The organism is Kribbella sp. NPDC104218 (assembly GCF_055584105.1).
The window spans coordinates 332,895-347,578 of record NZ_JBVJMQ010000004.1; the positions used below are offsets into that span (position 1 = coordinate 332,895).

General features: G+C 69.3%; 7 protein-coding genes and 1 pseudogene. All 8 read left to right on the forward strand.

Annotated features, from left to right (window positions below):
- The first annotated feature begins 110 nt into the window (after positions 1-110).
- Positions 111-4,055, forward strand: coding sequence for an RICIN domain-containing protein (locus ACZ6ZD_RS32565; protein ID WP_465677885.1), 3,945 nt, complete (start codon positions 111-113; stop codon positions 4,053-4,055).
- Between the two features lie 25 nt (positions 4,056-4,080).
- Positions 4,081-6,747, forward strand: coding sequence for an AfsR/SARP family transcriptional regulator (locus tag ACZ6ZD_RS32570; RefSeq protein ID WP_465677887.1), 2,667 nt, complete (start codon positions 4,081-4,083; stop codon positions 6,745-6,747).
- 54 nt (positions 6,748-6,801) lie between these two features.
- Positions 6,802-7,674, forward strand: a complete 873-nt coding sequence (locus ACZ6ZD_RS32575; RefSeq protein ID WP_465677889.1) for a hypothetical protein — start codon at positions 6,802-6,804, stop codon at positions 7,672-7,674.
- Positions 7,671-8,024 carry a GntR family transcriptional regulator gene (locus ACZ6ZD_RS32580; RefSeq protein WP_465677891.1) on the forward strand — a complete coding sequence of 118 codons (354 nt, stop codon included), beginning with the start codon at positions 7,671-7,673 and terminating at the stop codon, positions 8,022-8,024. Before ACZ6ZD_RS32575 ends, ACZ6ZD_RS32580 begins: the two co-directional genes overlap by 4 nt.
- A gap of 131 nt (positions 8,025-8,155) precedes the next feature.
- A complete protein-coding gene (locus ACZ6ZD_RS32585) occupies positions 8,156-10,174 on the forward strand; it encodes a GxGYxYP domain-containing protein (protein WP_465677893.1) in 2,019 nt (672 codons plus the stop codon).
- Positions 10,175-10,205: 31 nt separating this feature from the next.
- Positions 10,206-11,003: a GNAT family N-acetyltransferase gene (locus ACZ6ZD_RS32590; RefSeq protein ID WP_465677895.1), complete on the forward strand. Its 798-nt coding sequence runs from the start codon at positions 10,206-10,208 to the stop codon at positions 11,001-11,003.
- Between the two features lie 55 nt (positions 11,004-11,058).
- On the forward strand, positions 11,059-13,635 hold the full coding sequence (locus ACZ6ZD_RS32595; RefSeq protein WP_465677897.1) for a preprotein translocase subunit SecA: 2,577 nt from the start codon (positions 11,059-11,061) through the stop codon (positions 13,633-13,635).
- A gap of 304 nt (positions 13,636-13,939) precedes the next feature.
- Positions 13,940-14,653: pseudogene (locus tag ACZ6ZD_RS32600) on the forward strand (AAA family ATPase); the annotation flags it as partial.
- Positions 14,654-14,684: the final 31 nt, after the last annotated feature.

The following is a 14,684-nucleotide window of genomic DNA, read 5'->3' on the forward strand; positions in this document are numbered from 1 at the left end:
CGAAATCTGGAAGTGAGACTGCAAGGAATCTTGTAATGCTTCCGCGCCCGGCCGGGCCGATGTCACCGTGACTGCCGTCCTCGATCCGCCTGCTGCAGAGGGAGCCGTCCGTGCGCCGTCCCGGAATACTCAGATCGCTGGCCGTCGCGGCTGCGCTCGTCCTGATCCCGCTGGGGTTCTCGGTCGAAGCGACACCCGAATCCGTGGCTGTGCCGGCGCCGGAACAGCAACCGCTCCAGGGCGCGGCCGCGGACGCACGGCGGACCGGAAAACCGGTCGAGGTCGACGGCGCGCGGACCGAGACCAGTCAGGTCTTCGTGAATCCGGACGGCAAACACACGCTGATCCAGCACGCGCAGGCGGTCCGGGTGCGGACGGCGACGGGGTGGACGCCGGTCGATCACACGCTGCGCTTCGGTGCCGACGGCAAGGTTCGGCCGACGGCGAGCGGGACGGGGCTGGTGCTGTCCGGCGGCGGCCCGGGTGTGGATCTGGTTGCGCTGGGCAAGAAGAACGCGCGGATCCGGCTCGGTTGGCCGGGTAACCTGTCGCGGCCGGTACTACGGGGGCCGGCCGCGACCTACCGTGAGGTGCTGCCCGGAGTCGATCTGGAGCTGCGTGCGGAGCCGGCCGGGTTCACCAAGGTGCTGGTGGTCAAGAATCGCGCCGCCGCGCTGAACCCGGCGTTGCGACGGCTGAGCTTCCCGGTCCGCGCCGAAGGGCTGACGATCAAGGTGCAGGCGAACGGGACGACGGTTGCGCTGGACCGCAAGGGACGCACGGTGTTCAGTTCGACTCAGGCGCTGATGTGGGACGCCGCGAAGCGTACGGCGGCGATGCCGGTCAAGCATGACGGAGGGGTCCTGACCGTCGTCCCCGACCAGCGACTACTGACCGGCCCGGACACGAAGTTCCCGCTGCGGATCGATCCGCCCTGGACGAGCTTCGTCGGTGACCTGTGGACCCACGTCAACCAGGCGCACAAGGACCAGTCGTACTGGGACTACGACCGCGGCGACGGCGCCAAGGTCGGCTCCGCCTGGGGTTCGGACCCCGACGTCTACCGATCACTGTTCCAACTCGGTACGTCGGGGCTCGCCGGCGCCCGGATCATCGACGCCAAGTTCAGCATCACGCTCTGGCACACCCCGTCCGGTACGCCGACCCCGGTCGAGCTCTGGCACACCAAGCCGATCAGCCGCGCGCAGCCGGTCACCTGGAACAACACCGGCGGGCACTGGCTCCAGCACCTGGCAACCGCGGAGGGCGCCGCGCGCGGGAACGACTTCGCGATGGGCTTCATGACCGACGGGCTGAAGTCGCTCGTCCAGGGCGTCGCGGATCGCCGCGAGTCCAGTGTGACGTTCGGCCTCAAGGCGCCCAACGAGTCGCTGCAGATCCAGGGCCCGGGGGAGTACCAGTGGAAGAAGTTCCGGGCCGGTACGGCGGCGCTCGTCGTCACCTACAACACCCCGCCGCGGATGCCGATCCGGGTGAACTTCACGACCCCGCGCCCGTGCGGCACGCAGGCCGCGCCGACGGTGATCGGTACCACCAAGCCGCAGTTCTCCGCGGTGGTCAGCGACCCGGACGGCGACAACATCTCGAATCGGCTGGAGATCGCCCGCTGGCCCGAGAACACGTCGGCGCATCTGCAGGACTCGGCGCTGACCGGCAGCGGGACGGCGTTCAGCTGGTCCCCGGTCCCGGACGGTCAGCTGGTCAACGGCGGCACCTACTTCTACACGGCGCGCAGCAACGACAAGGTCGCCGACGACGGCGTCGAGTTCGGGCCGTTCAGCGAGCCGTGCTTCTTCAAGATCGACATCGTGGAGCCGAAGAAGCCGACGATCACGTCGACCGACTTCCCGCACGGTCTCCCCGGTCAGCCGGCCCGGGAGGTCGGGTTCCTGAACCTGCAGCCGGGCGCGGGGGACACCGACGTGGCGGAGTACCGCTACGGCTTCGTCCGCTCGAAGATGACGATGCGGGTGAAGGCCGGGCCGGACGGCGCCGCGCGGCTGCCGATGACGGTTCCGTCGAGCAGCCGGAGCCTGTTCGTCAGCGCGGTCGACCGGGCCGGGTCCGCGGGCCCGCCGGCCGAATGGCGCCTGATCGCCAAGACGAACCCGAACAAGTACAAGGTGCGCGGTGATGTGAACGGCGACGGCGCGGCCGACGTCAACCTGGTCCTGGACCACGGCGCCGGCCGGACCGGAGTGTGGAACCTGACCAGCAAGGACGGCGGCTTCACCAACGGCACGATGGCCTGGGACAGCGACAACAGCGGCGGTTTCGCGTTGTCCCGGACCCGCTCGGTCCAGGGCGACTTCACCGGCGACGGCAAGGCTGACATCGCGCTGTTCCGCGACGAACCCGGCCACCGGGTCGGCCTCTACTTGCTGGAGTCCGACGGTGATCGGTACGACGCTCGCAGCGGACCGGTCTGGCAGCGTGCCACTACTGGCTGGACGGTTGTTTCGGCCCGAGTCGCCGCGGGTGACGTTACTGGTGACGGAATCGCCGACATCGTCCTCCAGCTCAACACTGGACAGGGAAACTGGCAGGCGCTGGTTTACCCGGGTGGAGATCTCGGTGCGCCCGTGCAGTGGTTGCAAACCGCCGCAGGCTCGGGGGAGTGGGCGCACAGCAAGATCGTCGTGGGTGATACGGACGGCGACCAGGTCGACGACTTGGTTGTGCTCAAGCAGACCGCAGCCTGCACCACAGTGGTCGACACCTACCGCTCGACTCGTACCGGGTTCGCTGCGCCGTCCGTCGCGTTCTCCGGCGACTACTGCCTGGACAAGGGCAACCCAGTGATCGGGGACGTCGACGGCGACGGCAAGGACGACGTAGTGACGGTCTACGACGACAGCCCCGGCGCACGACTGCGCGTCTTCCACGGCACGGGCAGCGGGTTCGCTCTGCAGGACTGGTGGACCGGCAGCGGATGGGACGCCGTCCGCTCGTACCTGCAGGTCGGTGACTACGACAAGGACGGTAAGGACGACGTCGCACTGGTCTCGTCGCTGACCAGAGGCGGTCGGGAGGCCTTCCAGCTGCGCTCGACCGGTACGGCCTTCGGCGCACCGGCGTCCGGCTGGAAGGAGACGAACGTCGGAGCGAGTACGGCGCCGCCGTTCGACCTGGAGTCCCGGACGTACGAGCTGGTCGCGCGGCACAGCGGCAAGTGCATGGAAGTCGAGGCGGGTGCTCAGACCGGGACACCGGTCTTCCAGCAGTGGGACTGCTACAGCGGCCTGCACCAGCGCTTCCGTATCGTCCCGGTGGCAGGCACCGAGCAGTACGAGCTGCACCCGGCGCACGTGAACGGCGGCAACGGCCTCAAGTGTCTGGACGTCAAGAACGCGAGTACGGCGAACGAGGCGGCGATCGTGCAGACGACCTGCCAGGGGACCGGTAACCAGCAGGTCCTGCTCGAGTACGTCGAAGGCAGCAGCTACGACGCGGTGTTCCGGCTCAAGTTCGCGCACAGCGGCAAGTGCGGCGGCATCAGCGGTGGCGTCGCCAACGGCGGCGACCTGGTCCAGCGGCCATGCGCCGAGCAGCCGGATCAGCAGTGGGTCGTCCGGGCCGCGCTCAACTCACCGCAGCTCGACGGCCGGTACAAGATGCGCACGATGACGACGATCAACGATGCGCAGAAGGACTACGTGCTGGACCTGACGAACTGCGACGGCGCACAGCCGGTCCGCGTCTGGAACTGGTCCAACACCCAGTGCCAGCGCTGGCAGCTCAAGCCGCTCGGCGACGACGTGTACCAGATCATCGACCCGGGCTCGCAGAAGGCGCTTCAGGTCGCCGGCTGTTCCCGGCTGATCGGCGGCCAGGTCATCGCGTTCGACCTCGACGCCAGCGACTGCCAGACCTGGCGGATCGAACCCGCGATCGACGGCAGCCACACCGTCCAGCAGACCGAGTCGGGCCTGGTCCTCGACGTCCCCGGCTGTGTCAGCACCACCACCAACTCGATGAACGTCTGGGAGTACTGGCAGGGCGCCTGTCAGCGCTGGAAGCTGACCGCCTCGTAGACCGGAGGTCTGGGACAATGACGGAGTGCGGACACGCCTTCGAATCGGAGTCCTCGGCCCGCTCACGGTAGAGCTGGACGGCCAGGACCTTGTCGTCAGCGCGCGCCAGCAGCGTTCTCTGCTGGCCGCGCTGGCGCTCGCCGAGGGCTGGGTCGAAGCTGAGCGGCTGATGGCGCAGCTCTGGCACAACGGCAAGCCGCAGACACGTTCGGCGCTGCAGAACACGGTTGCCCGGCTCCGTCGGGTGCTGGGGAAGGACCTGCTGCTCAGCGGGCCGTCCGGGTACCGGCTGGCGGACGGCGTCGAAGTCGACGTCCAGGAGTTCCTGCAGCTCTGCCGAAGTACCAGGGCCGCAGAGCTGCGGCAGGCGGTCGCGCTCTGGAGAGGCGAGCCGCTGGTCGACTGCGGCTCCGACGAGTTGCGGGCGGCGTACGCACCGATGCTGCAGGAGCAGTACCTCAGTTTGCTGGAGGCGCGGTTCGATCTGGAGACAGAGGCCGACGAGCTGGCAGCTCTGACCACGGAGTTCGCGTTGCTGACCAGAAGCCACCCGCTGCGCGAGTCGCTCTGGCTGCGCCTGATCGCGTCGCTCGCCAAGCAGGGGCGACAGGCTGAGGCCCTGGAAACCTACGAGACCGTACGCCGCTTGCTCGCGGACGAGCTGGGGACCGATCCGTCGGCGCCTCTGCAGGAGCTGTACCGGCAGTTGCTGGTCGGTCAGGCGGCTGCCCCGGCACATCAGCTGCCCAGACCGCCGGGGGCGTTCGTCGGGCGGGCCACCGCACTGGACGGGCTGCGCACGGCGTTTGCTGGGGCCGGCTCCGGCTTGGCACTGGTCCATGGGCCCGGTGGCATCGGTAAGTCCGCGCTTGCGCTGCACTGGGCGCACAGCGCTGCTGACGGCTACCCGGACGGCCTCTTCTATCTGGACCTACGCGGCTTCGGCCCGGAGACGCCGCTGCAGCCGGAAGTAGCCTGTTGGTCCCTGCTCCGGTCGCTCGGCGTACCTGAGGAGTCCATCCCGTCGACGCTCGATGAGAGGTCCGCCCTGCTGCGTAGCCGAACCGCAGGGCGCCGGTTGTTCCTCTTGCTCGACAATGCGCTCGACGCGCGCCAGGTTCGTCCGCTGCTGCCCGGTGCCGGTCCGGATGTTCTGGTGACCAGCCGCAATCGCCTGCGTGGACTGCAGGTCCGAGAGAACGCCACCGCAGTGGAGCTCGGCGACCTGACCCGGGCCGAGGGCCGGGAGCTGCTGGCTGCGGTCGCCGGCGGACACCGAGTCGGTGCCGAACCGGCCGCAGTGGACAGTCTGCTGCAGCTGTCGGCCTTCTCGCCCTTGGCGTTGCGTCTGGTCGCGGAGCGGGTGACCAGGTACCCGAATGAGTCGCTGGAGGTCATCGCAGCCGATCTCCAAGGACACCAGGACAAGCTGAGCCTGCTGCGAGTGGATGAGGACGAGACCGACCTACGCGCCGTCCTGTCCTGGTCGTGCGACCAGCTGGCCCCGGCCGACCTGGCGTCCCTTCTCCTGCTTTCTGTACTGCCGGTCGGCCCGTTCGAGGTGGACACTGCCGCGGCGGTCCTCGATCTGTCCGGACCGGATGCCCGTGCGACGCTGGACCGGCTGAGCGCCGTCCACCTGCTTGCTGAGCCCGCGCTGGGCTCGTACGACTTCCACGACCTGATCCGCGCCTACGTCCAGGACCGAGCCGCAGTACCGCAGGAGGCGACTACTCGTTTGCTCGGCTGGTACGTCGCCACTGTGCATCACGGCCACACCCTGGTGCCGGGAGCGAACGGGTTCGAGCTGCACGAGTCGATCCGAGGCGTACCCGGCAGACAGTTCCAGGACGGCCATGCGGCGATGCGCTGGTTCGACCAGCGTCTCGGGGTGTTTGCGTCGTTGATGGAGAAGGCGCTGGAGTCCGGCCTGCCGGTGCACGGCTGGCAGCTGGCGCGGATGCTGTGGGACTACTTCGACCTGCGCCAGGAGTACGACGAGTGGATCGTCATCGCCGAGCGCGGGGTTCGCTGCGCGCTCCGCACCGAGGAGCCGTGGGCGATCTACCACACGTCCAGCAACCTGGCCGGACTGTACTCGCGGATCGGCCGGCTGGAGGAGGCCGAACACCAGCACCTCCGGTCGCTCGAAGCGGCTCGGGTGCTGGGCGATCCCGTCCGGCTCGCGGTCTGCCTGAGCGGTCTCGGTATCTGCTACGGACGGATGCACAACCTGGAGCAGGCCAGACGGCATCACCTGGCAGCAGTCGAAGCGGCCCGGAGCAGCGGCGAGGACAACCCGCTCGGCTCGATGCTGCTGAACTTCGGCCAGACCAGCTCCGACCTCGGCGACCACGTCGAGGGCGTCCGGCGGGCCGCCGAGGCGCTGGTGATCTTCGAGCGCCACGACGACCGGCTGCGGATCGCCTGGGCCAGCGGCAACCTCGCCAACGCACTCTTGCTCAGCGGGCGCCCGCACGAGGCCGTCGAAGCCGGTGAACGCGCGCTCCGAATCCGGCGCGAGCTCGGCGAGCAGTCGACGATCGCCGAGGTGCTGATCACGCTCGGACGGGCGTACGCCGTCCTCGATCGGCCCGAGCCGGCCCGCGCCCATCTCGAGGACGCGCTCACCTACCTCGACACCAGCCCCGAGCGCGCCGCGGTCGAGCAGGACCTGGCCCGCCTGGCTTGACGACGCTTGTTTGTATCAATACATTTGGTACAAACGAGTGGAGGGAGCGGGGTCGTGGTGGTGGTGCTCGGGGTGATGGTGGTTGCGTTGGGGGTGGTTTGGTCGCAGCGGAAGCGGGCGGCGGATGCGGAGGTGAATCGGCTGTTGCGGCGGGGTGGGTTGCCGGCGGATGTGGAGTTGTGTGAGTCGGCTCGGCAGTGGTTTGTGCGGCGGCAGGATGTTGTGGTGCTGGGGGTGCTGGCCGGGGTGGTGGTGACCGGTGTGGGGTTGTTGGTGGCTGATTTGGTGTTCGGGGCCGAGTTGGTGACGGGGGATGCGCTGGATCTTCGGCTGCTGACGTTGCTGTTCGCTTTGGTGGCGGCGATCGGTGGGGTGGCGACGTTGGTGCACGGGTATCGGGCTGTGCGGTTGTCGCGGGTGGACGGGCCGCGGCAGGCGACGTTGCGGCCGCGGCGGCTCGACGACTATCTGAGTCCGATCGAGGTTGTCGCGCATCATGTGATCGTCGTGGTGCCGCTGGTTTGTATCGGGCTGGGTCTGGTGGTGCTCGGGAGCGCGGATCGGCCGGAGCGTGGGTGGATCCTGGTCGGCAGTGGGGTGATTGCCGTGGCGCTGTGGGGCGGCGGGGTGTGGTTGCAGCGGATGGCGCTCGGGGTGAGTCAGTCGTCGGGGCGGCCGGAGCAGCTGCTGTGGCAGGAGGCGTTGCGGGCGGCGACCTTGCGGGATCTCGGGTCGGCGATGATTGCGGTCAGCTGGTTGCTGGGCGCCGCCGTGCCGAGCTCGTTCGAGTGGCCGGCGGATGTGCCGGCGTCGTTCGTGTGGGTGGGGTTCGGGATGTTCCTGGTGTCGATGGGATTGATCTGCGTGACGACGGCGGTCGCCGTCAGCCGGTGGGGGCTTGGCCGGGTGCGGCGGGTCGTCGGATGATCATCACGGTGGATCCGGCGGGTGCGAAACCGCCGTACGAGCAGGTGAAGGACCAGATTGACGGGCTGATCCGGCGCGGCGAGCTGGCGCAGGGGACGCGGCTGCCGACCGTGCGCCAGCTGGCCGGGGATCTCGGGCTCGCGGTGAACACGGTGGCCCGCGCGTACAAGGAGCTGGAGGCCGACCGGATGATCGAGACGCGCGGCCGGAACGGGACGTTCGTCCTCGCGGCGCGCAGCCAGGTGGACGACGAGGAGACGCGCGCGGCCGCGACCGTGCTGGCCCGCGCGGCCCGGCGGGCCGGGATCAGCCTGGCCGAGACGACGGAGATCCTGCGCCAGGCGTGGTAGACGTCCGATCAATCGGAAACGATTCCAATCACTGACCGTCAACGTTGTAACGAGGCCTGTACACGCTCTCATGGGGTTGCTACTGTCCGGCCAGATTTGACATCGATGTCAGCGACAGGGGAGTGGTCACGATGGTCTCGAGACGAACGTTCCTGGCGGGCAGCGGTGCGGTGACGGCAGGAGGAATCGGACTCGTTCCGGGGCTCACAACGGCCGCAGAAGCTGCTTCATCGACGTCCGGCAGCCCCGCCCGGCTGCTGCCGGCCTTCAACCGCCCCAAGTACCTGCACTATGGCGACGCGAGCAAACTCAGCGGCCAGGATCAAACGCTGCTGACAACGTTGCAAGGCATCGTCAACCGCACCCGGCCCGAGCTGTACTTCCTGTTCGACACCGGCACCCAGAGCACGCCGGACGCCAAGTGGCTGGCCGACATGCGGCTGCCGACGACGCTGCACCGCAACCCGCTCGACCTGGTCGCGAAGTACCGGCACCGGGTCCGCGGCGCGATCGTGTACGACCCCGCCGTCCCGGACTCGCTCAACGTCGCCACCACGCTGGCCGGTCTCGAGGACGCCGTCGTCGCGAACGCCGACCAGGCCAAGGCGCACGGGCTGCGGATCCTGAAGGACCTGCGCGGCCAGTTCGACGACGACCGGCTGAAGACCTACCGGTGGCAGCTGGAGCACCTGTTCCCGCGGGTCACCAAGAAGCTGCTGGCCGGTCTGCCGCCGACCCGGGTGGTCGCCGTCGAGAACGTGCAGTGGCAGGAGATCGCGCGTGAGACCCGCCAGATCCGGGACTCGTCCAACCGCGGCAACTACGATCTCGACGTCTCGCCGAAACTCGGTCAGGGCAAGGTGTTCGTCCGGTTCCAGGACTCGTTCGGCAACGACGGGTGGGGCCCGTCGGTGTCCGAGGTCTGGGTGAAGGCGAACGGCGTGGAGATCGCGCACTTCAAGCCGGGCACCCCGGAGGAGGAGCAGTACCTCTTCGACGGCGCGAACTCGAGTATCGGCGGCGACGCCAACCGGTTCAGCGACGGCGGCGGCTACTACATCTACGCCTTCGACCCGCCCGCCGGGACGACGTCCCTCGTGGTCACCGTGACGATGTGGAACCAGTACCTGGTCACGATCACCGACACCGCGCCGACCCGGATCGAGCCGTTCGCGTACTTCCGCGACTACGTGACCGCGACCAAGGCGCTGGTGCTGTGGCTGCCGCCGAGCGGCGCGTCCGGTGAGCTGGTCATCGAGCACTTCGCGAAGTGGCCGACGCTCGCGCCGTACATGGGCTGGTTCGCCAACGACGTCGCCGGCGAGTGGGACGGCGTCGACCTCGCCTCCAAGGGCGGGTCGCCGGTGATCGCCGCCGACTTCTACATGAACGGCACCGTGCACGCCGGCTACACCGCTCCGATCTCGGAGAAGGTCCGACCGATCCGTCGGATCACGAAGCCGAAGAACAAGGTCTACCTGACGCTCACCTTCGGCGAGGGCGACAACATCCAGTACTGCCAGCGGCACATGCGCGAGCTGTGGGACGACCCGCATCGCGGTGACGCTCCGGCGAACTGGACGATCAGTCCGCTGCTGCTGGAGACCGGTCCGAACCTGTTCAGTCACTTCCAGCGGACGGCGACCGCGAACGACCTGCTCGTTTGCGGCCCGTCCGGCGCGGGCTACACCTACCCGGGCTCCTGGGTGCCGAGCGAGTTCACCCAGTTCCTCAAGCTGACCGGCTCGCAGCTGCGCCGCACCGGCATGGACCAGGTCTACTCCTACTCGCACCGGGAGGACGACAAGTGGGTCGTCCTCTCGGAGGAGATCGCCCGCGGCTTCGCGAAGTACACGCCGCTGAAGGGCATCATGCAGACCTGGGACGGCGAGCTGCTCGCCACCCGCAAGGGCGGTCTGCCGATCGCCGGTCAGTGGGGCGCGCCGGGTAACGCGGCCGAGTACAAGGCCGCGCTCGACGTCCAGGTCGCCAAGTGGGACGGCAGCAAGCCGCTGTTCATCTCCGGCGGGATCAACGCCTGGAACTGGACGCCGACCGACATCAGCCAGCTCGCCGCTCTACTCGACGACCGCTACGAGCTGGTGCTGGCCAACGCGTTCTTCGACCTGATGAACCGCGTCCTGCCGTAAATCCGTTGCGGCGGTGGAGCACGATGGGCAGATGACGCCAGAAGAGCTGCTCGAGGTGTTCCACCGCCGCATCCGGTTGCCGGATGCGGACACCATTCCGGGGTGGAAGGTGGAGCATGCGGGGCCGGTGCATCGGTCGTACGTCGAAGGGCCGGACGGCGCTGGGTTCGTCGAGGCGCCGCGCGGGCTGGGCGACGACCCGGACGCCGTGATCGCGGGCGAGGTGGCCTTCTTCCGGGAGCGTGGGCTGGAGTTCGAGTGGAAGACCTACGCGTACGACGAGCCGGCCGATCTTGGTGAGCGGCTGGCCCGGGCCGGGTTCGTCGCGGACGACCCGGAGACGCTGATTCTCGGTGAGGTGGACCGGATCCTGGAGCGGCCGTCCGCGCTGCCGTCGAAGGCGCTGCTGCGGGAGGCCGACGGGCCGGCCGATTTCCACCGGATCGGCGTCCTGATGGACAGCCTGTGGCACAACGGCGTCGAGCGGATCGAGGAGCGGCTGGCGGCCGAGGCCCGGATGTTCCCGGAGCGGCTGTCGGTGTTCCTGATCGAGGACGCGCTGCGCGGCGCCGACGGCCCGGTCGCCTCGGCGGCCTGGATCCGCTTCCACCCGGGGACGGGCTTCGCGAGTCTTTGGGGCGGCGGCACGCTGCCCGAGTGGCGGCGGCAGGGCCTCTACGGCGCGCTGCTGGCCCACCGGGCCCGCCTGGCCAAGGAGCGCGGCTACGAATTCCTCCGCGTCGACGCCTCGGAGGACTCCCGCCCGATCCTGCAGAAACTCGGTCTGCACGCGGTCACCACGACCACGCCGTACGAATGGACTCCGTAAGACACGCTGACCTGGTCGCCGGAACGACACGGGCAGGCTGTACGTTGCCGTCATTATGGCTCTGAAAATCACCTCGCGCTTCCGTCGGCTGCTGCAGCGCCCCGGCTCGATCGACCTTGGCCCGTACGAGCGGCTCTCGCAGCTCGTGCTCGAGGCGGAGGAGACCGTCGAGCCGCTGACCGACGAGGAGCTCACCGAGTCCGTCAGCGAGCTCCGGACCACCGGCGGCCTGCACGAGGACGAGCAGATCGAGTTCCTGGCGCTGGCCCGGGACGCCGCCCGGCGCACGCTCGGCGAGTCGGCGTTCGACGGCCAGATCGTCGGCGCGCTGGCGATGCTGCAGGGCCGGGTCGTCGAGATGGCGACCGGTGAGGGCAAGACGCTGGCGGGCGCGTTCGCCGCGGCCGGGTACGCGGTCGGCGGGCGCAAGGTGCACGTGCTGGCGGTCAACGACTACCTGGCCCGCCGCGACGCCGAGTGGATGGCGCCGGTCTACGAGCTGCTCGGCGTGACCGTGGCGCACGTGGGCCAGGCGTCGACGCCGGAGGAGCGGCGGACGGCGTACGAGGCCGAGGTCTGCTACGTGCCGGTGAGCGAGGTCGGCTTCGACGTCCTGCGGGACCGTCTGGTCGCCGACGTCTCCGAGCGCGTCACCGCCGAGCCGGACGTCGCGCTCGTGGACGAGGCCGACTCGGTGCTGATCGACGAGGCGCGGGTGCCGCTGGTGCTGGCCGGCGCGACGCGGACCGAGGAGCTGGACGACGACGTAGTCCAGATCGTCCGGACGCTGCGCGCGGGCGTGGACTACGAGATCGACGGCGACGGCCGCACGGTCGCGCTGACCGACCGCGGTACCGACAAGGTCGAGAAGCTGCTCGGCGAGCGGGCCACCGCCGCCGCGGCGACGGTCGAGGACGCGGCCGAGGTCGACGAGGCTGACACCGCCGAGGGTGAGGCCGGTACCGATGAGGCTGAGGAGAAGGCCGAGCCGGCGCCGGTGCAGGTGAACCTGTACGACGACGAGAACCTGGACCGGCTGACCCAGATCAACGTCGCGCTGCACGCCGAGGTGCTGCTGCGCAAGGACGTCGACTACCTGGTCCGCGACGGCAAGGTCAGCCTGATCAACAACAACCGCGGCCGGATCGCGAAGCTGCAGCGCTGGCCCGACGGTCTGCAGGCCGCGGTCGAGGCCAAGGAGGCCGTGCCGGTCAGCGACTCCGGCGAGATCCTGGACAGCATCACCGTCCAGGCGCTGATCAAGGGCTACAAGTCGCTGTGCGGGATGACCGGTACGGCGGTCGTCGTCGGCGAGTCGCTGCAGGAGTTCTACGAGGTCGAGGTGGCCGTCGTGCCGCCGAACAACCCGAACATCCGCAAGGACGACGTCGACCGGCTCTACCTGACCGTCGACCAGAAGAACGACGCGCTGGTCGAGCACATCGCCGAGGTGCACGAGACCGGCCGCCCGATCCTGATCGGCACGCACAGTGTCGAGGAGTCCGAGCAGCTCAGCGACAAGCTCGAGGCGGCCGAGATCCCGCACGTCGTGCTGAACGCGAAGAACGACGCCGAAGAGGCCGCGATCATCGCGGAGGCCGGCGTCCCGGGCACGGTCACCGTCTCGACCCAGATGGCCGGTCGCGGTACCGACATCCGCCTCGGCGGCAAGGACGAGTCGCACGACAAGGAGAAGGCGCTCGAGCTGGGCGGCCTGTACGTCGTCGGCACCGGCCTGCACGCCTCCCGCCGCCTCGACGACCAGCTCCGCGGCCGCGCCGGCCGCCAGGGCGACCCGGGCGGCTCGCTGTTCTTCGCCAGCCTCGGCGACGAGCTCGTCACCCGGTACTCCGTCTCCTCGGGCCTGCGCCCGCACCCGGACAAGGCCGGCCGCCTCACCGACCGCAAGTCGATCGGCATGCTCGACCACGCCCAGCGGGTCGCGGACGGCGCCAACGCCGAGCTGCACCGGACGACGTGGCAGTACCACCGGCTGACCGGCCAGCAGCGCGCGATCCTGCTCGACACCCGCGAGCAGGTCCTCACCGAGGATCTGGCCGCGACCGAGCTGTCCGAGCGGGTCAAGGAGCGCTACGACGAGCTGGTCGAGGAGCACGGCGAGGACGTCGTCAAGGACGCCGCCCGCCGGATCGCCCTGCACCACCTGGACCGGCGCTGGACCGACCACCTCGCCTACCTGGCCGACCTGCGCGAAGGTATCCACCTGCGCTCGCTGGCCGGCGGCATCGTGCACATGAAGCCGATCGACGAGTTCAACAAGTCCGCGATCGCCTCCTTCGACACCCTGGTCGCCGACGCCTGGACCGACGCCGCCGAAACCTTCGCCACCGCCGAGATCTCCGCCGACGGCCTCGACGAAGCCGCCTCCGGCGTCCCCCGTCCCACCGCCACCTGGACCTACCTCGTCAACGACAACCCCTTCGGCACCGAAGCCGACCGAATCCTCGGCCGCCTCCGCAACGCCCTCCGCCCCCAGTCCGGCGCCCAGCCCGAAGAAGTCCCCGACGAACACTTCGACGAAACCGACCTCCCCGAAGAACTCCGCGACGCCGACGACGAGGACCTCCCCGAGGAACTCCGCGACCCCGACGACGACCCGAAGAAGAACTAACCCCCCGCGACCAGCCCCCTCACCCAGGCGAGGGGGAGTGCAGTGGTGGTCGGGTGGCCGGTGGCGGCCGGGTGCTCGGGTGGTGGTCGAGTAGCCGGCGGCCGGAAGGCGTAGTGCGTCAGGCCTGCGAGCTGGTGGTTGGGTCGGCCGGGCGCCTCGCCGGATCTCGGACACCCAGTAACTGGTGATCGGGGTGGCGACGCGCCGTTGGGGGCAGCGTGTTGGGGAGTTGGTGGGTGGTGGGGGTCGGGCTCAGGGGGAGAGCTTGCCTGGGGGTGTCGGTGGGCCTGGGTAGGGTTCGGGTGTGAGTGAGGGTTTGTTTGATTTGCCGGGAGCTCCTGCGCCTGTGAGAGGGGGCGGGAGTCTGGCTGATGTGGATCACACGGCGGCGCCGTTGGCGGTGCGGATGCGGCCGCGGAGTTTGGACGAGTTGGTGGGGCAGCAGCATTTGCTGGCTCCGGGGTCGCCGTTGCGGCGGCTGGTGGAGGGGGACCAGCCGATGTCGTTGTTGTTGTGGGGGCCGCCGGGGACGGGGAAGACGACGATCGCGGCGGTGGTGTCGCATCAGACGAACCGGAAGTTCGTTGAACTGTCCGCGGTGACGGCTGGGGTGAAGGATGTCCGGCAGGTGATCGACGGCGCCCGGCGGGATCTCGCGCGCGCTGACGGTTCGGTCGAGACCGTTCTGTTCATCGACGAGGTGCACCGCTTCACCAAGGCTCAGCAGGACGCGCTACTGCCCGGTGTCGAGAACCGCTGGGTCACCCTCGTCGCCGCCACCACCGAGAACCCTTTCTTCTCGGTCATCTCGCCCCTCCTGTCCCGCTCCCTCCTCCTCACCCTCGAATCCCTCACCGACGACGACATCTCGGTCCTCCTCGACCGGGCGCTCGCCGACGAGCGCGGCCTCGGCGGTGAGCTCGTCCTCGCGGACGACGCCCGCGACCACCTTCTGCGGATGGCCGGCGGCGACGCCCGCCGCGCCCTCACCTACCTGGAGGCCGCCGCCGGCGGCGCCCGCGCCAAACACCCCACCCGCGCAGCCGGCT

Bases quoted from the DNA above. Each gene is read 5' to 3' on its own strand.
- ACZ6ZD_RS32590 (WP_465677895.1), top strand. From the start codon at position 10,206: ATGACGCCAGAAGAGCTGCTCGAGGTGTTCCACCGCCGCATCCGGTTG.
- ACZ6ZD_RS32580 (WP_465677891.1), top strand. From the start codon at position 7,671: ATGATCATCACGGTGGATCCGGCGGGTGCGAAACCGCCGTACGAGCAG.
- ACZ6ZD_RS32595 (WP_465677897.1), top strand. From the start codon at position 11,059: ATGGCTCTGAAAATCACCTCGCGCTTCCGTCGGCTGCTGCAGCGCCCC.
- ACZ6ZD_RS32585 (WP_465677893.1), top strand. From the start codon at position 8,156: ATGGTCTCGAGACGAACGTTCCTGGCGGGCAGCGGTGCGGTGACGGCA.